The following is a 19484-nucleotide window of genomic DNA, read 5'->3' as shown; positions in this document are numbered from 1 at the left end:
GAACACCTGGGGCGATCCCAGGCATAGGAAACGGGTGGCGGCCGCGGCCGCTTCCTGGTGTCCTCGTGGCATCCCTGAATGGAGGATGTCCCCATGTCTTTTCGTATCACCGGCCTTTCGCCCGAACCGTTCCGCGAACTCTTTGGCCTCGACGATGCCGAGCTTGCCCGGCGTGGCGCCAGACGCATCGTTGCCGATGCCAAGCCTGGCTTTCCCGACCGCATCGAGATGCGCGATGCCGAGCCTGGCGAGACCTTGCTGCTGCTCAACCATGTCTGCCAGCCGGCGGCGACGCCCTACCATGCCAGCCATGCCATCTTCGTACGGGAGGGAGCGGAAGTGCCCTATGACCGCGTCGACGAAGTGCCGGAGGTGATGCGTGGCCGCATGCTCTCCCTGCGGGCCTTCGACGCCGAGGGCATGATGGTCGATGCGGATCTTACCGAGGGGCGTGAGATTGAAAGCCTCATCGCGCGCCTCTTCGCCAATCCCGAGGTCGCCTATATCCATGCCCACAATGCAAAGCGCGGCTGCTATTCCGGCCGCATCGACAGGGGATGAGCCAAACGCTCAGCCGAGATGGAGATCACAGTCAAATAGCGGCTGGCGATCTACACGGCTATCATCGGGGCCTGTCGATCTCTGGAAAAGGGAGGGACCATGCCCCGTCTCAATCGCATCATCGAGACCTCCCTCTATGTCGAGGATCTCGACCGCGCTGCCCGCTTCTATGAGGCCGTGCTGGGGCTGGAGGCGCTGCTCAAGCTGGAGCGCCTCTATGTCTATGATGTCGGCGGCGTCAATGTGCTGCTCGTCTTCAAACGCGGTGCCTCGGCTGAGGACATGGCCATGCCCAACGGCCTGATCCCGGGCCATGACGCCACCGGCCGCATCCATGTCTGCTTCGCCATTTCGGCTGAGGAGCTGGTGGCGTGGGAAACGCGCCTGGGCGAGCACGGCATCGCCGTCGAAGGCCGCGTCGACTGGCCTGCCGGTGGCAGGAGCATCTATTTCCGAGACTCCGACGGCAACATGCTGGAACTCGCGACGCCGGGGATGTGGCGGATCTATTGAGGCTGGCCGTAGTTGCCGGTCTGGGGTGGCGACGTTAGGTTGATGGCCTGATCGGAGGACGCCATGTCATTTCTTCCCGCAACATCGCTGATCACTTCGATCGCCGAGCTCGAAGCTCTTTACACCGACCCCGTGTCGCCGGCCGCCCAAATCAAGGTGCTCGACCACGTCTCCGACCACTACCGCACCTTCATCGAAGCCTCGCCTTTCATGCTGCTGGCGACTGTGGGGCCTTCGGGCGTCGACTGCTCGCCGCGCGGCGATCCGCCCGGCTTCGTGCGCGTGGCCGATCCGAAGACGCTGATGATTCCCGACCGGCGCGGCAACAACCGACTGGATTCCCTGCGCAACATCGTGATGGACCCGCGCGTCCACCTGCTCTTTCTGATCCCTGGCGTCGGCGAGACCATGCGCGTGATCGGACGCGCGGTCATCTCCGCCGATCCTGATCTCTGCGCCAGCTTTACCATGGAAGGCAAGGCGCCGCGCAGCGTCATCATCGTCACGGTGGAGGAGGTCTACCCGCAGTGCCAGAAGGCGCTGGTGCGCTCCAAGCTCTGGGACCCCGCCATCCAGATTCCGCGTTCAGCGCTGCCATCCCTCGGCGAGATACTGGCCGCCATCACGAAGGGCGGCTTCGACGGCAAGGCCTATGACCAGGCCTATCCGGAGCGGCTGAAGCAGACGATCTATTGAACAAGGCAGCTTCTCGCATCCTGCCGGCAAAGGTCGGCACTCAGAGCCCCGAGGCGTTCATGATCACATAGGCCTCGCCGCCCTTGCGGTCGTGCCTGACCACATAGGTCTGGCCGTGCAGCGTGATGGTGACGGGTGCGCCGGTGCTCAGGCCAGCCGCCGGCTTGCCGGAAGCCTGAGCCACCAAGCTCGCGAACTGGGCTGCAACCTCCGGCCCGGGGCTTGCCTCGGCGGTGACGGCGCATTCCTTCTTGCCACGCACTTGCAGGGAGAAGGAGCCGTCCGGCGCCATGCCGACTACGCTGGCGCCGAGATCCATCTGTGGCTTTACGCCATATTTCTTCGCCGCCGCCATCGCCTTGTCGAAGGAGGGCGCGGTGTCCAGGCACGCATCGCGAAACAGCAGCACGGCCTTGTCGGTCACCGCCTGCGCGTGGGCTGGGGCGGGGAGCAAGGTTGCGCAGGCGAGAGACGCGAGTACCGCCAGACGGCGGCCATGGCTGGACAGCGGGATGGAAATAGACATCGGCAGGCCCCTTGATGCGTGGGGCGCGACCTAATCACGATGCAACCGCGCAGGGAAGCGGCCATGCGTCTCATGCACAGGCGCAAGTCGATGAATACCGCTGCTAAAGCTGCGCCTCGATGGCAGCCTTGTCGATGACCGACCATACCTGCACGATCTTTCCGGCGCGAAACTCATAGAAGACATTCTCGCTGAAGCGGACTTTCTTCCCATTTACGGGAAGGCCCAGAAAACTTCCCCTCGGGCTGCAGTCGAAACACAGCCGGGACGCGATATAGGGCGGATCCGAAGCCAGAAGTTCGATGTTGAAATGAAGGTCGGGGATGTTGCGGAAGTCCTGTTCCAGCATCACCCGATAGCCCGCCAGGCCGAACGGGCGACCGTTGTGCTGCGCCCCGTCGTCGACGAACTGGCCCAGCCTCGACCAGTCCTGCGCGTTCAGGCAGGCGATGTAGCCCCGGTAGATGTCGGCGAGATCGGTCTTGCTCATGTCTCGATTTTCCTTGCACCGCCCTTCGCCACGGGGGCGCAGGCCTTGCTGCCGTTCCAATACGCCCACTCACTGGCGATGATGCTGGCGGCCCATTCGCCTTTGAAGCTGCAGTGGCTCGGATCGAAATTCATCCTGAGGAGGCCTGTGCCGTAGCTGTCATGCCAGTGGCAGGTCACCGTCAGCGCTTCGATGCGGCAGGCGTCGAGCGTGCCGGTAGCCATGCTGCCGTCGAGATCCTCGAAGCTGTACCGGCCAGTCAATAATCCATCTGGCGCCTGCAGCATGGTCTTGCTCGGCGTGTCCCGACCGCTGCTCCACAGCGAGCCGTCATAGATTCCGGCAAAGGCGGCGTGGCCGGTCGGTGGCGGGCTGCCAGCGATGGTCGCGAGCAGGAGGCCGGAAAGAACGAGGGGCGTGACGTTCATGGGGCTCATCTCCGCGAGACATGGCCGCTTGCCGACTGGAGCGCGTGCCCGTGGCGGGCGGGCAGCCACCGCAACCCTTGCTTGCAATAGTGTTAGTTTCCCAAGTAGAGATCTATGAAACATTGCGTCAGTCTGTGGTTTATTATTGACAGAATCGCAGCTTATGCTCGGATGGCGTCATCTTCTGGGGATGGCAATCATGACACGTGTATCTGTTTTTGGGCTTCTCGTGGCCAGCGCCGCGGCGATGGCGCTTGCTCCCGTGGTTCCTGCATCGGCAGGCAGCATGACGCGCAACGCGGCGCGCGGCAAGGCAACGCCGATGGTGCCACTGTTCGCCTGGACGCGCGAAACCTGCGCCATCTATCCAGTCCAGAACGCCACGATCGAGCACCAGCCAGAGCACGGCACAGCCAGCATCGCGAAGGTGAACATCAGGCTGCCGGCTTCCTTCGGCGTCTGCGCGGGTACCAATGTCGACATGCCCTGGGTGGTCTACCAGTCGGCGGGGGCTTTTAGCGGCGTCGACCATTTCACCGTCTCCTGGATGTCGCATGCCACCGTGCTGGAGAACACCAGCAGCTACCAGGCCTATGATGTCGCGGTAACGGTGAAACAGGGGATGATGGACAGGCGCACGCCGCGGCGTGGTTGCCGGCTGGAGGTCTTCGCGGATTATTTCTTGACGGCAAGTTGCGGAAAGCCCTTGCCGTGCTAGGCTCTCGTCGAAATCCCAGCCCGCAAATCCTCCGATCCTGCCGGAGCCAGACCGATGTTCAGATGGCTTGTGCCTGCCGCCTGTCTCATCTTGATGGCGGCTGCCCTTCCGGTGCAGGCGAGCACCCAGCGCGATTGCGCGCAGAGCGCCAATCCTCAGCTCGCCTTGCAGGCCTGCACGGCGATCATCGAGAAGGGTGGGCGCAACCGCAACGAGATCGCCAGCGCCTATCTCCTGCGCGGCAATGCCCATCTTGCGCAGGGCGAGCTCGATCCGGCGATCGCCGACTATGCCAAGGTGCTGGAGCTTCGGCCTGAAGACGCCAATGCCTTTCACGCCACCGGCCAGGCCTACAACGCCAAGGGCGACTACGACCGCGCCATCGCCAATTACGACAAGGCGATCGCCCTGCTGCCCAATGCCGTCTATTCCTATGTCGGCCGCAGCTTCGCCTATAATTCCAAGCGCGACTACGACGCCGCCATCGCCGATTGCGAGAAGGGCATCAAGCTCAAGCCCGACCTGCCGGATGCCTGGTTCGCCTGTGGGGAATCCTATATGGCCAAGGGCAATCGAGCCAAGGCGCTGGACGATTTCCAGGTCTCGATCGGGCTCTACCCACCCGCCGAAAGGGCAGGGGCAGCCTCGCGCATCGGCCAGATCGAGGCGAGCCTGGTGGCCCAGCAGCAGGCCAGCATTGCGCCAGTTGACACGACCCAGAGGACGAAGGACGCCGGTACGCCGGGCGCCATGGCGAGCCCCGGCCGGCGCGTGGCGCTGGTGATCGGCAATTCGGCCTACCAGGCCGTGGCGCGCCTGCCCAATCCCGCTCAGGATGCCGATCTCGTTGGCGCCGCCTTGCGCCAGGCGGGCGTGCAGGATGTCACCATTGCCCATGACCTCGACCGCAGCGCCATGGTGGCTGCGCTGCGCGGCTTCGCCGACAAGGCTGATGGTGCCGACTGGGCGATCATCTACTATGCCGGGCACGGCATCGAGGTCGACGGCACCAACTATATGATCCCGGTGGATGCGCGCCTTGCCGGCGACCGCGACGTGCCGGATGAGGCCGTCTCGCTTGATCGCCTGCTGAGCGCCATCCAGGGTGCCCGCAAGCTGCGGCTGGTGGTGCTGGATGCCTGCCGCAACAACCCGTTCGTGGTGCAGATGAAACTCGCCTCGGCGCGCCGTGCCATCGACAGGGGACTTTCCCGCATCGAGCCGGCGAACGCCACCTTGGTAGCCTATGCCGCCAAGGAGGGCACCACCGCCCTTGACGGCAACGGCGCCGACAGCCCCTTCGCGCTCGCCTTCGCCAAGCGCGTGGTGGAACCGGGCCTGGAGATCAACAAGATATTCCGCTTCGTGCGCCAGGACGTGATGGACGAGACCGACAACCAGCAGGAACCGTTCGTCTACGGCTCCCTGCCACCGCAGGATTTTTATTTCGTATCGGGGAAGTAGCTGGGAGCGCATCCCCGGGAGCACGGACCTCTCGTCCGCTCTTGAACCGCGCCGGCCGGGTGATGGAGCGCGAACCATCTTCAAGGTCACGCCCAAGGACAAGCACGCCCCTTGATCCGGGCTCGGCAAGACCCCGGAACTTGCCGGTTCAAGAGCTGAGGGGACGTCCGCGCTCCCGGCCTACACTCCCGTTTACCGCTTGCAGCGCCACATGCGGTGGTTGCCCTTCATGTAATAGGCGCGAGTGCAACTGGCGGCATTGACGGCGCGCTGCCTGGGCTCGGGCCGGTTGGTGCTGGCCGGCCTGTCCGGCGGGGTGGGCGTGGCAGTGGCGGCGGCGGTTGCGTTCGCTGGCGGGGTTTCGGCGTTTTGATCCGGAGTGGAGGCGTCATCCCTCTCCGCCGGCGCCACTGGCAGCAGGCGCTGCAAGCCATCGATGCGGGGGGTCACCACGACGAAGATCTTGTCGGCCTCGACCGGGCTGCACGTGATGGAGGCTATGTTCTCCAGCGCCGTCATCTGGCCGATGGCCATCGCCGCCTGCTCGGGCGCCACCGGCAACGGCCCGCGCTCGATGCGCATCAGGCCGAGATTGGCCGAAACCAGCGCGCGCTTGACGCTATTACAGGTCATCTCGTCGGCCCGGACGGCGGGCGCAAGAACCATCCCGCCGCAGGCGAGGGCAATGCCAATAGCAAGGCCGGCGCCCTTCGGCCGGATACGGGGAACCACAAAGCTTCCGTAAGGGATCATGCTGCCTTCCGACCTCACAGACAACGCACTATACTCGGCGGAGCTTCGCGATGCCAGTGAGCAGGAAGGAGGGGCGCGATCCATGAAGCGCCCACCCGGATATCGGGGAGAGGCTGAGATGTACCTCAATCCTTAGGGGTATCGTCAAACCGTAATGGATGTCGTGCCGGGCGGGGTCCCGTCGTGTTATCACAACTCGCGGTTTAGTCCATCGCAGGCCACTCCGGAGAGTACCCCATGGACGATACGATTGAGCTGTCTTCAACCAAAGAGTCGTCTTCGATCCCCGACGGTCCCGCCAGCCAGGCGCCGCCCGCGCATGTCCAGTTGATCCAGATGGTGACGGGCAACTGGGTTTCGAGCGTGGTCTACGCCGCGGCAAAACTGGACCTGGCCGATCATCTGGCCTCGGGGCCCCGCAGCGCCGAGGAACTGGCCGGTCCGCTCGGTGCCCATGCGCCCGCGCTTCACCGTTTCATGCGTTGCCTGGCCGGCCTTGGCATTCTGTCCGAGCGTCCCGGGCAAAGGTTCGCCCTCACGGATCTCGGGGAGGCGCTGAAGACCGGTGCGCCGGGTTCGGCGCGGGCCTCCATCCTCACCATCGGCAGCCCGTGGTTCAGTGGTGCCTTCGACGAGATCGTCTACTCGATCCAGACCGGCAGGACGGCGTTCGAGAAGGTCCAGGGCATGCCGGCGTTCGAATATCTCTCGCGCCATCCGGAAGCGGCCTCCCTGTTCAGCGAGACGATGGTGGGCGTTCACGGCCAGGAGCCCCCAGCCGTCGCCGAGGCCTATGATTTTTCGGTCTTCCACACCGTCGTCGATGTCGGCGGCGCCACAGGCAATCTGCTGGCGGCGATCCTGGCCCGGCATCAGGGGCCGCGCGGCATCCTGTTTGACCGGCCCTATGTGGTAGGCGAGGCGCCGGCCCTGCTCGAAGCGAGGGGTGTCGCCAATCGCGTGACCATCGAGGCCGGCGATTTCTTCGAGACAGTCCCTGCCGGCGCCGACGCCTATGTGCTGTCCCACGTCATCCACGACTGGAGCGAGGCGCAGTGCCTCACTATCCTCGCCCGAGTCCGCAAAGCCATGAAGCCGGAGGGGCGCCTCCTGCTCGTCGAGATGGTGCTGCCCGCCGGTGACACCCCCCATCTCGGCAAGCTGCTCGACATGGTGATGCTCGTGCTGCCCGGCGGCCAGGAGCGGACGGAGGAGGAATACCGTCCGCTGCTCGCCAAGGCCGGTTTCCGTCTCACGCAGGTGATTCCGACCAACTCCGCGGTGAGCATCGTGGAGGCGGTCCAGGCTTAGGCCCCTGGATCGCGACTTCTGCGCCATGGGCGCGTCAGGAGGGGCATTTGTGGCATGGCGGGCGGGCTCAGCGCTACACCTTGCTCCCAGGCCTCGAATTCGACCCCGGCAACAAGCGAGAAAATGAGGGGAGTTTCAGATGACGACAGTGTTCGTAAGACATGCAGTTTCGGATTATGCGAGCTGGCGTAAAGTCTATGACGGCTTCGCAGGCTTCCAGCAGGCCAATGGTGTGACGGCGCAGGCGGTCTATCAAGCCGTCGATGATCCCAACGACGTCACCGTGACCCATGATTTCGCGACACTCGAGGCCGCTCAGGCCTTTACGAAGCTCGATGAGTTGAGAAAGGCCATGCAGAGCGGAGGCGTTGTGGGAACGCCGACGGTCTGGTTCACGAACAAGGTCTAATGCTTACAAGACCTATGGCGGTGACGGAGATGCGATTGCTGGCTGCGATCGGTGCTGGTGAATTGAGCCTTTGGCATAGCACGCCACGGGCACAGATCGGGTAGATTGTCTCGACAACGCTGGCGGCTATCCGCCAACCTTTTCGGCAATCTGCGCTTTGACTTCCGGAAAGCCTGGCGGAGTGCCGGCTGACTCTTCAGGGCCGCGATAAACCTCTATGGCGGGGCTCTGTCCGCCATCGACGCCATCGAGAATGTGGAGGAAGGCGAAGATATCGGGCGAAGGACGGATGGGATCGGCGGCCACACACGCCTGCTTCATCACGCCACTTTTGCGTTGCCAGATCGTTATCGTCTCGTCGTCGTACCAGTTCGTGCGGCAATCCGGATGCCACACATCGTGTGTCTTCAGGAAGGCGCTGACCCGTCTGACTTCATCGCGCGACAGCCGGAACCGATACCGCACCACAGTTATGTGCTGGCCCCAGCGTACCCGAGGAAATCCCTTCTGGATATAGCTGTCGCCCGTTGCCGACAGCCATAGCTGCTGGGCGGAGAAGAAACCCAGCTGGCCAATCTGGCCGAAATCATCGGCTACTGCATTGCCAACGGGCGAAAAGATCAGTGCAGCGAGGATCGGTAAGGCAGGAAGACGACCCATGATGCCTCCCAAGGCATTGCTCTTCATTGATATACGCTGGATTGGTTAGCAGGCGAAGGGTTCCTTCAGTAGAGCGTTGTCGCATTCCACATCCGCTATTCACGCGTCTGACGATCGCAAACCCTACCATCACGACCCGGAATCATCCTATGACATCCCCTCATAGGAAATCCGTCATGACCGATACGACCAGCCGCGCGCCCGTGGTGGGCAGACTGGGGCGCAAGGAGTTCATCGTTCTGGTGGCAGGCCTTGTGGCCATCAACGCCTTCGCGATCGATATCATGCTGCCCGGCCTTCAGCAGATCGGCGCCAGCCTCGGGGAGGCCGATCCCAACAAGCGGCAATTGGTGATCCCGGCCTATCTGGTTGGCTTCGGCGTGCTGCAGCTCGTATTCGGGCCGCTGTCCGATCGCTTCGGCCGGCGCGGGCCGCTGCTGGTGGGGCTTGCCATCTATTGCCTGGCGGCGCTGTGCGCTTTCTTCACCACGAATTTCAGCGCGCTGATCGCGCTGCGCCTCGTGCAGGGCGGCGGCGCGGCGGCTTCGGCCGTGATCGCCACCGCGCTGGTGCGCGACGTCTTCTCAGGCAATCAGATGGCGAAGATCATGTCGCTGGTGTTCACCGTGCTGATGCTCTCGCCTATCCTCGCCCCCTCGCTCGGCCAGGGCCTGATGACCGTGATGGACTGGCGCGGCCTGTTCGGCTTCATGGCAGGGCTTGGGCTGATCATCATCGCCTGGGTCTGGTGGCGTCTGCCCGAGACGCTGCATCCCGAATACCGGCGCCCGCTGAGCCTGCGCGCCGTGCTGGAGGGCTTTGGCATCGTCTTCGCCAACCGCGTGTCGCTCGCGTATATCATTGGCATGGCGGCGCTATTCGGAGCGCTGATGGGCTTTCTCAACTCGTCCCAGCAGATCTATCGCGATGTCTTTGGGGTCACGACCCTGTTTCCGCTCTTCTTCGCCGGCGGTGCGCTGTGCTCGGCGCTGGGGGGCCTGGTCAACGCGCAACTGGTCAACCGCTTCGGCATGCGCAAGCTCTCCTGGGTGGCGCTGGCGGTGTTTGGCGCGGCCGCCCTGGTGATGCTCGCCGCCGCCCTGTTGCAGGCGCTGCCCCTGGCGCTGTTCTTCGCGCTCAGCGCCATCCAATTCCTGGCCTTCAGTATGATCCTCTCGAATTTCGGGGCGCTGGCCATGGAGCCGCTGGGCGAGGTGGCGGGCACGGCCGCCTCGACCCAAGGCTTCCTGCAAATGGTGCCGGGCGCGGCCATCGGCATCCTGATCGGCCAGATGTTCAACGGGACCGTGGCGCCTCTGGCCATGGGGCAGGTGGCCATGACGGGTCTGACGGCGCTGTGCCTGGTGACGATGGCAGGGCAGGGGCGGCGGTAGTATTTGCCGGCGAGGCGCGACTCGCCTCCCCCCGCTTCGTGGGGGAGGCTCGAGTCGTGCCCTTGCTGCCATGAGCAGTGCGCTGAGGCGCCATGCGGATAATGCAGATCTGTGCGATTTCGTAGAATTTATGCCTGCAAAATAGGCAAGTCGTGTCATTTCCGAGCCACTCTCCGCTTATAGCGACACTTTCTTGTGCTAGATGATCAAACCTTCATCCCGCTGTGCATTTTGTATGTCTTCCAAATATAGACACCAGTACCGGTATTACTTGCCAGACTTGAAAACTCTATCGGCCGATAGAACATTTCAATTTGATAATCTCAACCACAATCCATATGTCGCGAGGGTCAGTTTTCCAGCCCGCGAGCCCTCATGTCCGACGACGTCAAGACCAAAGTCAGCAAGGCCGCCGCCGGAGGCTGGGGGGCGCTCAAGAGTTGCGGGCGGCATCTAATGGCAAGCGGCTCGCCGCTGGTGGGCGCGCGGGCGATGCTGAAGGCGAACCAGCCGGATGGCTTCGATTGCCCGGGCTGCGCCTGGGGCGATCCGGAGCATGGCTCCTCCTTCGAATTCTGCGAGAACGGCGTCAAGGCCGTGGCCTGGGAATCGACCGACAAGCGCACCACGCCGGTGTTCTTCCAGAAGCACCGCCTCGGCGAGCTTCGCCTGTGGTCGGACTATGAGCTAGAGGGACAGGGCCGCCTGACCCATCCGATGCGCTATAACGCCTCCAACGACCGCTACGAGGCGATCTCCTGGGCGCAGGCCTTCCGCGAGATCGGTGCTCAGTTGAACGCCTTGGTCGATCCGAACCAGGCCGAGTTCTACACCTCCGGCCGGGCCAGCAACGAGGCCGCCTTCCTCTACCAGCTTTTCGTGCGGCTCTATGGCACCAACAATTTCCCGGATTGCTCCAACATGTGCCACGAGGCCAGCGGCGTCGCCCTGCGCCAGGCCATCGGCGTCGGCAAGGGCACGGTGCTGCTCGAGGATTTCGCACAGGCGGACGCCATCTTCGTCGTCGGCCAGAACCCCGGCACCAACCATCCGCGCATGCTCGGGGATCTGCGCCGCGCATCCGAGCGCGGGGCGCGCATCGTGGTGTTCAATCCTGTGCGCGAGCGCGGCCTCGAGCGCTTCGCCGATCCGCAGGACAAGCTCGAAATGCTGCGCGGTGGCTCCAAGCCCGTCGCCAGCGACTATTTCCGCCCCCGCCTCGGCGGCGACATGGCCGCCTTCCGTGGCATGGCCAAGACCGTGTTCGCCCGCGACGAGGCCGAGCGCGCCGCCGGGCGGCCGACGCTGCTGGACGAGGCCTTCCTCGCCGAGCACACGCACGGCCTCGCCGCCTATCGCGCTGCCGTCGACGCCACGACCTGGGACGAGATCGAGCACCAATCCGGTCTGACGCAGGTCGAGATTGAAGCCGCCGCCGACATCTATCTTGGCGCCAAGAGCGTGATCTGCACCTGGGCGATGGGCGTGACGCAGCACCACCATTCGGTGGCGACCATCCGCGAGATCGCCAATTTCATGTTCCTGCGCGGTCATGTCGGCCGTCCCGGCGCGGGACTGTGCCCTGTGCGTGGGCACTCCAATGTCCAGGGCGACCGTACTGTCGGCATCAACGAGAAGCCACCGGCCGCCTTCCTCGATGCGCTTGCCCGCGAGTTCGACTTCGAGCCACCACGCGCCAATGGCCACAACGTGCTCGCCGCCATTGGCGCCATGCTCGACGGCAGCGCCAGGGCCTTCATCGGGCTCGGCGGCAATTTCGCCCGCGCCACGCCAGACTCGCCCCTCGTGGAGAAGGCGCTCAGGGCCTGTGACCTTACCGTCCACATCGCCACCAAGCTCAACCACTCGCATCTGATGCCCGGCCGCGCAGCCTATCTCCTGCCCTGCCTCGGCCGCACCGAGGTCGACCGCAACAGTGCCGGCAAGATCCAGATCGTCACGGTCGAGGATTCGATGAGCATGGTGCATGGCTCTGGCGGCATCAATCCTCCGGCCTCGAAGGAGCTGCGCTCGGAAGTCGCCATCGTGGCCGGCATCGCCGCTGCCACCGTCGGCTCGGACAAGGTGAACTGGGCTGCGCTCGCCGACGACCACGACCTTATCCGCGACAAGATCGCCCGCACCATCCCCGGCTTCGAGGACTACAACAGGAAGGTGCGCAGGCCGCGCGGTTTCCATCTGCGCAACGCCGCGGCTGAGCGCGAATGGAACACGCCGACGGGCCGCGCCAATTTCTCGGCCGTGCCGCTTCCGCTGGCGACCGTGCACCAGCAGGCGCTTGGGCGCAACGGCGTCTTCGCGCTGCAGACCTTTCGCTCGCATGACCAGTACAACACCACGATCTATGGCCTCGACGACCGCTATCGCGGCATCAAGGGCGAGCGCCGCGTGATCTTCATTCACCCGGACGACATCGCCGCACTCGGCGCCACGGCCGGCGAGCGCGTCGATATCGTCGGCGAGCATGACGACGGCATCAGCCGCGTCGCGGAGGACTTTCGTCTGGTAGCCTATGATATCCCGCGCGGATCCATCGCCGGCTATTATCCTGAAGCCAATGTGCTGGTGCCGCTGTCGAGCGCCGGCGTCGAAAGCGACACGCCGACCTCGAAATCCGTGCTGGTTTCGGTGAAGCGCCGCGTAACGGCCGCCGCGGCCGAATGAGCGAGGAAGCGAGCGAGCTGCTGGAGAGGATCGAGGCGATCCGGCAGCTCGACCCGCTGCTCTCACCCCTCGATGGCGTGATCCTCGCGGCGGTGAGTCTCGACATCGCCGACGACACGCGCAGCCTCGCCAGGCTGTTCGAGATCGAGCACGCGCTGGTGATCCGCGCTGTGAACCAGCTCGCCGAGGGCGGAGGCTGGCTCGACGTGGTGGAACGCCAGGCGCGGACGCAGCGCACGAAGGTGGTGCTCAGCGAAGCGGGCAGGGGGCGGCTGGAGGGGATGGGCGCGACGCCTCTGCGATAGGAAGGGGTTTCATTCCTCAGCTTTGCGAGGAGGAGGCGCGCCGATCGCCCTGTCCTCTACAGCTCAGGGAACCACGATCAGGAGCACATAGGCCACGAAGATGACGAGATGGGCCAGGCCCGTGAGAATTGTCGTGCGCCCCGTGCCGAAACTCACCACGCTCATGGCGAGGGCAAGGAGGAGCAGGACCGTATCGCCTGAATTGAGGCCGAGGGTGAGGGAACGACCCGTGACAAGGCTCGCCGCCGCCACCGCTGGGATGGTCATGCCGATGGTGGCGCAGGCCGAGCCCAAGGCGATGTTCAGGCCGCGCTGCAGTTCGTTCTTGAGCGAGGCCTTGATGGCCGAGATGGCTTCAGGCAGCAGGATAACCAAGGCAATGAAGGCGCCCACGATCGCATCCGACTGCATGACCTCCAGGTAGGAAAGCCCGTCCTCGACGCCCGCCGCAACCTGTTCCGTCAGGAGGACGATGCCACCGAGCCCAACGAGCAGGAGGACGAGGTGTCCGGCGATGGCGTTCGGCGTGGCATGATGAACGCTGGCCACATGTCCGGAATGCCCTTCGTCGGCAAAATCGTCCTTCTGCGCGAAGGTCTGTGCGAAGACGAAGGCGCCATAGAGCAGCACGGAAAGCAGGCTGACGAAGGCCAGCTGGATCGGCGAAAAGGTTCCCGGCCCCGTGGTCAGCGTGTAATTGGGCAGAATCATCGTCAGGACGGTCAGCCCGATCAGAACGGAGAGAAAGGCGCTGGTTCCCTGTCTTCTGATATCCTGGCGCGCATGTTTCCATCCACCCAGGGTCAGGCAGATGCCTACGACGCCTGTGCAGACGATCATCACGGTGGAGAATACGGATTCCCGCGCAAGGGTCGGGTTGTTCCCGCCATGGAGCATCATCGAGACGATGATCGAGACCTCGATGGTGGTGACCGCAAAGGTGAGGACAAGCGTCCCGTAGGGCTCACCGACGCGATGGGCGATCGCCTCCGCATGTGCCAGGGCCGCGAAGACCGTCGAGAGGACCAAGCCGATCGCCAGGACGTCCAAGACGGCCAGAATGGCCAACCCGCCCCGGTCAATCGAAAGAAGGCCTGATCGGAATGCGAGGGCCAGCGTGAGGCAGGCTATCGGCAGCACGTAGGAAAACAAGGCCGTCCGGATGGAAACGGCTTGGGACATCGGGGACCTCGTTGCTGTCAGCCTTTCGGCCGCGTGTCAGTATGAGTATCGTGACACGGTGCTTCCTGTTCGTGAAGGCATCAATTTACTTTGCCCTCAAGAGCCCATTGCCTCGCAAATGCGGCCATGCCAGCCAGATCATGATGGCAGCCTGTCAGACATCGCCGGCTATCACGCTTGACTGATTTCGACGCGAGTGGCGCCGAAGCCGAGCGGTTCGAAGCACGTTCACACCCTCTCCCTGTAATCAGACTACCGCAAGCGGTTGGGAGGCAAGATGAAGGGGCCGCTCCAATGGCCTGATTTACCGGCGTCGGGAGTGAACTGTTCCCTGGGGAACAGCGCGGTTCTGTAAAGCAGGAACACAATATACAATTCGTTATAGAGAAGTATTAGTATAATTTCAGCGATCTCAATATTATTTCGGATATATATTGCAATGTTGACGTAAATACCTGAAAATAAGAAAAGTTAAGATGAACGTTATCTTATCGTATTGAAGTTTTAAGTCTCCAAGCTTCGGGGTTTTATATCGATATAGACTTTAGTAGTGAAAATTACAATGTTAGCGGTGGGGATGCAACATGTTTGGTAATCGAAACTACGGTCGCGCTCTGACGATGATATCGCTGCTCTTTGCCGCAGTTATCCTAATAAATCACAGCTCCGTAGCTTACGCACTGAATTGCGTAAATGGAGTTTGCAGATAAGATATTCGTTCGGCGAGCATAGCCATGCTAAATTCGCAGGTCTTATTCAGCTGGATCGCTGGGGCGACCCTTATTGTTCTATTTGGTTATACTCGTTTTAGCGAGGATGCGAGCAACTCGCGTGCGAACTTGAGAAATCGAGTGCTGTCGCAGATCTATGTGCGCGATCTATCGATTGGAGGAAAGTTTGCGAAGTCGCTCTTGTTGTACATATTGGTGTTGCTTTTTACTTTTTCTGTAATTGCATTGCTGGGAGACAGGCTCAATATTCCTGGCGCTGAAAAGGTCAGCGGGCCGGCGTGGCCCTTCTTTTCAGCCCTGTGCGTCGTTGGCTTTCTGCCTCTCCCGTGGTTGAACAAAATGGAAGTGAAAATCAGAGGCTTTCTCCAGAACCGGGCTCTTGTTACGCAGAATGCCGAGGCTCTTGCCGCTACTCTCAAGTCACTCAGCCTTGAAATTGACAATTTACATCCTGATCAACTAAAGGATATCTTCCTTATTGAAGATATACGAGCGGCGTATGCATCTGGAACACTGAGGCCGGAAACAAGACGTTGGATTCGTTCAAAAATTCTCTTGAATACTCTATATAACGCTTCTCAAAGTCCTGACTTGGCGCAGCGGCTCGGCGCTTTCTTCCTCAATAGATACGAAATGATTTTAAATCAGCTATTTGAGGACATGAATAGTATTGCAACGCAGGTTCGTTTGCTTGAGACGGATTCCGCCGCGGAGTATGAAGCCAGCATCAGGCGGGCGAAGGTCGCCGTCGACAAACTCTATGACGACACATTCAGCTTTTGTGGTTGCATCCTCGCAATCCGCCCCGACGGCGTTCCCTTGGCGAGGGCGCTCAAAAGCCTTGCCTTCAAGGCCACCGATGAAATGCTCCGGGATATGAAACTCAGAAGGGACGTGGATCGGCAGCAGGACGTCATGACCATGGGCTTTTTCTACGCCTCTCTCCTGGCCTGTGGTGTCTATTGTCTAGCCAATTTCGTGGATCCCGCCTGGGCCAGTTTCGCCGCCAATATTAAGGGTGGATGGCCGAATTGGGACAATGTCGGTGCCAATCTGTATGCACTGGTCATCGATTTGGTCTGGCTGGGAGCGGTATTGTGGACCTTGTTCATAATTCGAAGGGCCAACATCATAGAGGGGCGCTGGTATGAGAGCATCGACGAGGATGATGGAACGCGCGGTATCAATGCTCAAGTCTTTGCGAAGGCGGTGGTTCTGACGACTACTGTCGCTGTTCTTTCACTGCTCGTGCTGGATGTATTCGTTACGTTTGCCACCGATCAGACGTGTAATGGATTGGATGGCGATTTTTCGACCTGCGCGACTAAAATGGGCCAGATTGGACGAGGGTTTCCGTCGGTGGAAGGGCTGAAGATTTTTGGGATAATGCTTTCGGTTCTGATTTACTATGTTGTTCTCGAGATGGTTCTGAAGACAGGAAGCAGGACAAAAACGTGGATATATTGGTTCTTCGTTGTGACCGTCGCTGCGGTGATGTGTCTTATCTATATGACGTATGCAGAGGAACATGGTGCCAACATAGCCCGTTCGAGCGGTCAGGCCAATCCTGAGATCAGGTATGGCTATATTCTAGCGTACTTGTTTACGTTTCTTCTCTTTTGGGGGTCTTTTGTTTCCTATACGTGGCGCAATCTCAGATTGCGCCCCGAAATTCACGCTTGAGCGCTCCCTCGGACTAGATTTTTGCCTATGGCGTCGAGAATCGTCGCCCGTGAGCCATCGAGGTATCTTTCGTGGTCGCGGCCGAGAAACGCTGTCGGATTGCTCGGGCGAAGCTATGCCCCGACGATCCCGCACCGAGGCAAGGCTTCGAAGCACATCTCGGCGGCTTATCCCGGTGATTTGATCTGAAGGCAAGACGCCCTAGGCAGCATCCTGGATATCGAAGCGAGCCACCTTGCCCTCTCGAAGACGGAAAACGTGTCCGACCGTCTTGTCCTTCAATCCGTGCGTCTGCCCCTGAAGCGGATTGCCGTTGAGATCGCGGACGGATTGCCGGACTTCTGCGACTATCGTGCCATCCGCAGTTCGGCGAAAGCCGACAGGCTCGACGTGTGGGCTGACCATGCTCCACTGGCGTGTCCAGTACTCGCGTATCGCTTCGCGTCCATGAACGTGGCCACCATCCATACCGTTAGCCCACACGACATCATCGGTGAGCGCGGCGAGTACGCCGTCAATGTCCCGTGCGTTGAAGCGATCGTAGATGCGCTTGAGGAGTTCGACATCGCCATCCATTGGTTCTCTCCTTGGCAGGGCGCCCGCATTGCATTAGAAGCCACACATATTTACATATGCACGTATGCATTATGGCGACGCTGGGTGCAAGGGGGAAGGTGCGATGGATCTGGAAGTGCTTTCGACGCCCGGGCATCTGATCAGTCTCGCGGCGCGCGGGTTCGCCCGCCTCAGCGAGGCGCGGCTCAAGCCGCTTGGCTTCGGCGTTGGACACCTGCCAGTGCTGGTCGCGCTTCGGGACGGCCGGGCGAGCACGCAACGTGACCTCGCCCGCTTCGCCAGGATCGAGCAGCCGCCGATGGCGCAGATGCTTGCCCGGATGGAGCGGGACGGGCTGATCCAGCGCGCGCCTGACCCGGCCGATGGGCGCAGCAGCCGCATCACGCTGACGGAGGTCGCAGAAGCGCGCCTGCCGGACGCGGTTGCTGTCTTACTCAACGGTAACCGTGAGGTGCTGCGTGGCTTCACGGATCAAGAGGCCGGGCTGCTTATTGCCCTGCTCACGCGCCTGATCGCAAACCTCGATCGGATCGCCAGCGTCGAAGTGTCGCCCGGCACGCCGATGTCTGAGAAGGCGGACTGACCGGACGATCGGTGGGAGGCTGATCGACTCCGAGCCCTGGAGCGAAGCGCGTCCAGGCGCCCACCAGGTTTGAGAGGCGTGCCGGCAAAGTCGGGCGCCAGAGGCGTTTTCGTGGCGCGCCGCCAATTCACCCTCTCTGGGATTGGGTATAGGATCGCCCCATTGCTATTCATGCGATGAGGGCGGGGATGCACGACGTGCTCGACCGGCGAGGTTGCGTGGGCTGGACAGGCGCACTTGCGGCCTGCGCCGTCGCCACGAAAGCCCTTGGCGCAACGGCGTCCTTCCGCAAGCGACGGCATTCCAATCGATCGAATAGATTTGACCATTGCACAGCTCGACGAGCTGGGCCGTGATCGGACATTGCCGGGGGGAGGCACATTCAGATGTATATCGATCTTGACAGGCGGCCAGCAGCGCGAGCCCTGAGATTCTTCTTCGCCAGTCTGCTGGCCGCAGGCTTGGTATCGACAGCAGCGCGGGCCGCCGAAGGCGGCAGTTGCATCGCCGACATAGACCAGGTGATCGCTCGAAAGCCCACGCCTGAAATGATGAAAGCGTCCTTCCGGAGGATCTCACCTCCAGGCTGGACGCAGCGGCGCAGGCCTCTTTCGCCAAGGCCTCCACCCCGGGGGCCATCGTGGGCGTGCGTACCCCTCAGGGCACGTGGATTGCCGCCTACGGCAAGGCCGATCCCAAGGCCGGTACGCCGATGAAGGCAGGCATGCACACCAGGATCGGCTCGATCACCAAGACCTTCACTGGAACGGTGATCATGCGCCTCGCCCAGGACCACCAGCTGTCTCTCGATGATCCGATCGACAAATATGTGCCGGGTGTTCCCAACGGCAAGACGATCAACTTGCGTCAGCTCGCAAACATGACGAGCGGCGTTGCCAGCTACACCCGCAGCACCAAGTTCACCGACACATATTTCGCCAAGCCCGAGACGGTCTTCACACCGGACCAACTCCTCAAGGTCGGCATCAGTGAATCCCCGTTGTTCCCACCGGGAGCCCAGTTCGACTATTCCAACACCAACACCGTGCTGCTGGGCATGGTGATCGAGAAGGTGACGCGCCGGCCCGTGGAGGCCGCGTTCGAGGCGCTGGTGTTCAAGCCGCTGAAGCTGAACAACACATCCTGGCCGGGCAAGTCGACCGCGATCCCTGCGCCCTATGCGATGGGCTTCACCCCGCAGGGCAATGCCGCCAAGCCCGATGCGCCCAGCAATGCCACGCACTGGAATCCGGCATGGGGCTGGACCGCCGGCGAGCTGATTTCGAACATCGATGATCTCTTGATCTATGGCCGCGCGCTGGGCACGGGGCAGGGCTTGCTGAAACCCGAGATCCAGAAGGAGAGGCTCGAATCCATTCCCGGCGCCGCCGGCTACGGCATTGCCTTCGGATGCATCGACGGCTGGGTGGGCCACACCGGCGAACTGCCGGGCTACAACACGGCGCTCTATTACCATGCCGCCAGCGACACCACCGTGGCGGTGCAGACCAACAGCGACATCGCCTCCGGTGATTGCCCGGAATCTCCCACCCTTACCGACGATCCTCGCGATAGCGCCTGTTCCTCGCCCGCGACCAGGATCTTCGCTGCAGTCACGGAGGCGCTCGGGCATAAGTTCACGCCAATACCGGCGCGGTAGGGATGTGAAGGAAGGCGTCGATCGGGTGCAGTGGCGGACTGACAGGGGCGCACATCTGGGCGCCGCCTTCTAAATCATCAGTCGCGGTGCGAGTCATCGGCGCCTTTGGACCAACGCAAATATAGGCAAAGAAGCGCCGCAGCCGAAAGGGCGTCA

Annotated in this window: 20 protein-coding genes; 13 read left to right on the top strand and 7 right to left on the bottom strand. The window is 62.0% G+C overall.

Features of this window, described 5'->3' with window-relative positions; translation table 11 throughout:
* Window positions 1-93: 93 nt before the first annotated feature.
* From ACMDCR_RS22265 to ACMDCR_RS22255, 3 genes are all read left to right on the top strand, one after another.
* A complete protein-coding gene (locus ACMDCR_RS22265; RefSeq protein WP_413988720.1) occupies window positions 94-561 on the top strand; it encodes a DUF1203 domain-containing protein in 468 nt (155 codons plus the stop codon).
* A gap of 99 nt (window positions 562-660) precedes the next feature.
* Window positions 661-1074 (top strand): VOC family protein, encoded by a 414-nt coding sequence (locus ACMDCR_RS22260; RefSeq protein WP_413988719.1) that lies wholly within the window; start codon window positions 661-663, stop codon window positions 1072-1074.
* A 63-nt stretch (window positions 1075-1137) separates the two neighbouring features.
* Entirely contained in the window at window positions 1138-1770 is a 633-nt protein-coding gene (locus ACMDCR_RS22255) for a pyridoxamine 5'-phosphate oxidase family protein (protein ID WP_413988718.1), read from the top strand.
* 40 nt (window positions 1771-1810) lie between these two features.
* On the opposite strand, the gene ACMDCR_RS22250 is transcribed toward ACMDCR_RS22255, so the two are convergent.
* From ACMDCR_RS22250 to ACMDCR_RS22240, 3 genes are all read right to left on the bottom strand, one after another.
* On the bottom strand, window positions 1811-2296 hold the full coding sequence (locus tag ACMDCR_RS22250; RefSeq protein ID WP_413988717.1) for a hypothetical protein: 486 nt from the start codon (window positions 2294-2296) through the stop codon (window positions 1811-1813).
* A 103-nt stretch (window positions 2297-2399) separates the two neighbouring features.
* Complete coding sequence (locus ACMDCR_RS22245) at window positions 2400-2786, bottom strand: ester cyclase (RefSeq protein WP_413988716.1); 387 nt, start codon at window positions 2784-2786, stop codon at window positions 2400-2402.
* The gene (locus ACMDCR_RS22240; protein ID WP_413988715.1) at window positions 2783-3214 is read right to left on the bottom strand and encodes a hypothetical protein; all 432 of its coding nucleotides are present in this window, start codon (window positions 3212-3214) and stop codon (window positions 2783-2785) included. Before ACMDCR_RS22240 ends, ACMDCR_RS22245 begins: the two co-directional genes overlap by 4 nt.
* Before the next feature lie 199 nt (window positions 3215-3413).
* Here ACMDCR_RS22240 and ACMDCR_RS22235 point away from each other — a divergent pair, with 199 nt between their 5' ends.
* Window positions 3414-3932, top strand: a complete 519-nt coding sequence (locus ACMDCR_RS22235) for a hypothetical protein (protein WP_413988714.1) — start codon at window positions 3414-3416, stop codon at window positions 3930-3932.
* A gap of 54 nt (window positions 3933-3986) precedes the next feature.
* Complete coding sequence (locus ACMDCR_RS22230; RefSeq protein WP_413988713.1) at window positions 3987-5396, top strand: caspase family protein; 1410 nt, start codon at window positions 3987-3989, stop codon at window positions 5394-5396.
* Between the two features lie 192 nt (window positions 5397-5588).
* Here ACMDCR_RS22230 and ACMDCR_RS22225 read toward each other — a convergent pair whose 3' ends face one another.
* Entirely contained in the window at window positions 5589-6149 is a 561-nt protein-coding gene (locus ACMDCR_RS22225) for a hypothetical protein (protein WP_413988712.1), read from the bottom strand.
* 237 nt (window positions 6150-6386) lie between these two features.
* Here ACMDCR_RS22225 and ACMDCR_RS22220 point away from each other — a divergent pair, with 237 nt between their 5' ends.
* Together ACMDCR_RS22220 and ACMDCR_RS22215 are read left to right on the top strand one after the other, a co-directional pair.
* A complete protein-coding gene (locus ACMDCR_RS22220; protein WP_413988711.1) occupies window positions 6387-7460 on the top strand; it encodes a methyltransferase in 1074 nt (357 codons plus the stop codon).
* A gap of 139 nt (window positions 7461-7599) precedes the next feature.
* Window positions 7600-7869, top strand: coding sequence for a cyclase (locus ACMDCR_RS22215; protein WP_413988710.1), 270 nt, complete (start codon window positions 7600-7602; stop codon window positions 7867-7869).
* A gap of 126 nt (window positions 7870-7995) precedes the next feature.
* On the opposite strand, the gene ACMDCR_RS22210 is transcribed toward ACMDCR_RS22215, so the two are convergent.
* Window positions 7996-8556: a hypothetical protein gene (locus ACMDCR_RS22210; RefSeq protein ID WP_413988709.1), complete on the bottom strand. Its 561-nt coding sequence runs from the start codon at window positions 8554-8556 to the stop codon at window positions 7996-7998.
* Between the two features lie 149 nt (window positions 8557-8705).
* Between ACMDCR_RS22210 and ACMDCR_RS22205 the strand changes: the two genes are divergently transcribed.
* From ACMDCR_RS22205 to ACMDCR_RS22195, 3 genes are all read left to right on the top strand, one after another.
* Window positions 8706-9923 (top strand): multidrug effflux MFS transporter, encoded by a 1218-nt coding sequence (locus ACMDCR_RS22205; protein WP_413988708.1) that lies wholly within the window; start codon window positions 8706-8708, stop codon window positions 9921-9923.
* Between the two features lie 375 nt (window positions 9924-10298).
* Window positions 10299-12608 (top strand): FdhF/YdeP family oxidoreductase, encoded by a 2310-nt coding sequence (locus ACMDCR_RS22200; RefSeq protein ID WP_413988707.1) that lies wholly within the window; start codon window positions 10299-10301, stop codon window positions 12606-12608.
* Window positions 12605-12913, top strand: coding sequence for a hypothetical protein (locus ACMDCR_RS22195; protein ID WP_413988706.1), 309 nt, complete (start codon window positions 12605-12607; stop codon window positions 12911-12913). Before ACMDCR_RS22200 ends, ACMDCR_RS22195 begins: the two co-directional genes overlap by 4 nt.
* A 63-nt stretch (window positions 12914-12976) precedes the next feature.
* Here the strand turns inward: ACMDCR_RS22195 and ACMDCR_RS22190 are convergent, their stop codons facing one another.
* Entirely contained in the window at window positions 12977-14095 is a 1119-nt protein-coding gene (locus tag ACMDCR_RS22190) for a calcium:proton antiporter (protein WP_413988705.1), read from the bottom strand.
* Between the two features lie 851 nt (window positions 14096-14946).
* Between ACMDCR_RS22190 and ACMDCR_RS22185 the strand changes: the two genes are divergently transcribed.
* A complete protein-coding gene (locus ACMDCR_RS22185; RefSeq protein WP_413988704.1) occupies window positions 14947-16509 on the top strand; it encodes a hypothetical protein in 1563 nt (520 codons plus the stop codon).
* Window positions 16510-16710: 201 nt separating this feature from the next.
* Here the strand turns inward: ACMDCR_RS22185 and ACMDCR_RS22180 are convergent, their stop codons facing one another.
* Window positions 16711-17085: a nuclear transport factor 2 family protein gene (locus ACMDCR_RS22180; protein ID WP_413988703.1), complete on the bottom strand. Its 375-nt coding sequence runs from the start codon at window positions 17083-17085 to the stop codon at window positions 16711-16713.
* Between the two features lie 103 nt (window positions 17086-17188).
* On the opposite strand from ACMDCR_RS22180, the gene ACMDCR_RS22175 reads away from it, so the two are divergent.
* Together ACMDCR_RS22175 and ACMDCR_RS22170 are read left to right on the top strand one after the other, a co-directional pair.
* Window positions 17189-17668, top strand: coding sequence for a MarR family winged helix-turn-helix transcriptional regulator (locus tag ACMDCR_RS22175; RefSeq protein WP_413988702.1), 480 nt, complete (start codon window positions 17189-17191; stop codon window positions 17666-17668).
* A gap of 640 nt (window positions 17669-18308) precedes the next feature.
* Complete coding sequence (locus tag ACMDCR_RS22170; protein ID WP_413988701.1) at window positions 18309-19328, top strand: serine hydrolase domain-containing protein; 1020 nt, start codon at window positions 18309-18311, stop codon at window positions 19326-19328.
* Window positions 19329-19484 lie beyond the last annotated feature (156 nt).

Source organism: Labrys okinawensis, assembly GCF_047345005.1.
Classification (GTDB): domain Bacteria; phylum Pseudomonadota; class Alphaproteobacteria; order Rhizobiales; family Labraceae; genus Labrys; species Labrys okinawensis.
Note: the sequence above shows the minus strand (reverse complement) of the source record. Positions and strands in the feature narration are given on the sequence as shown.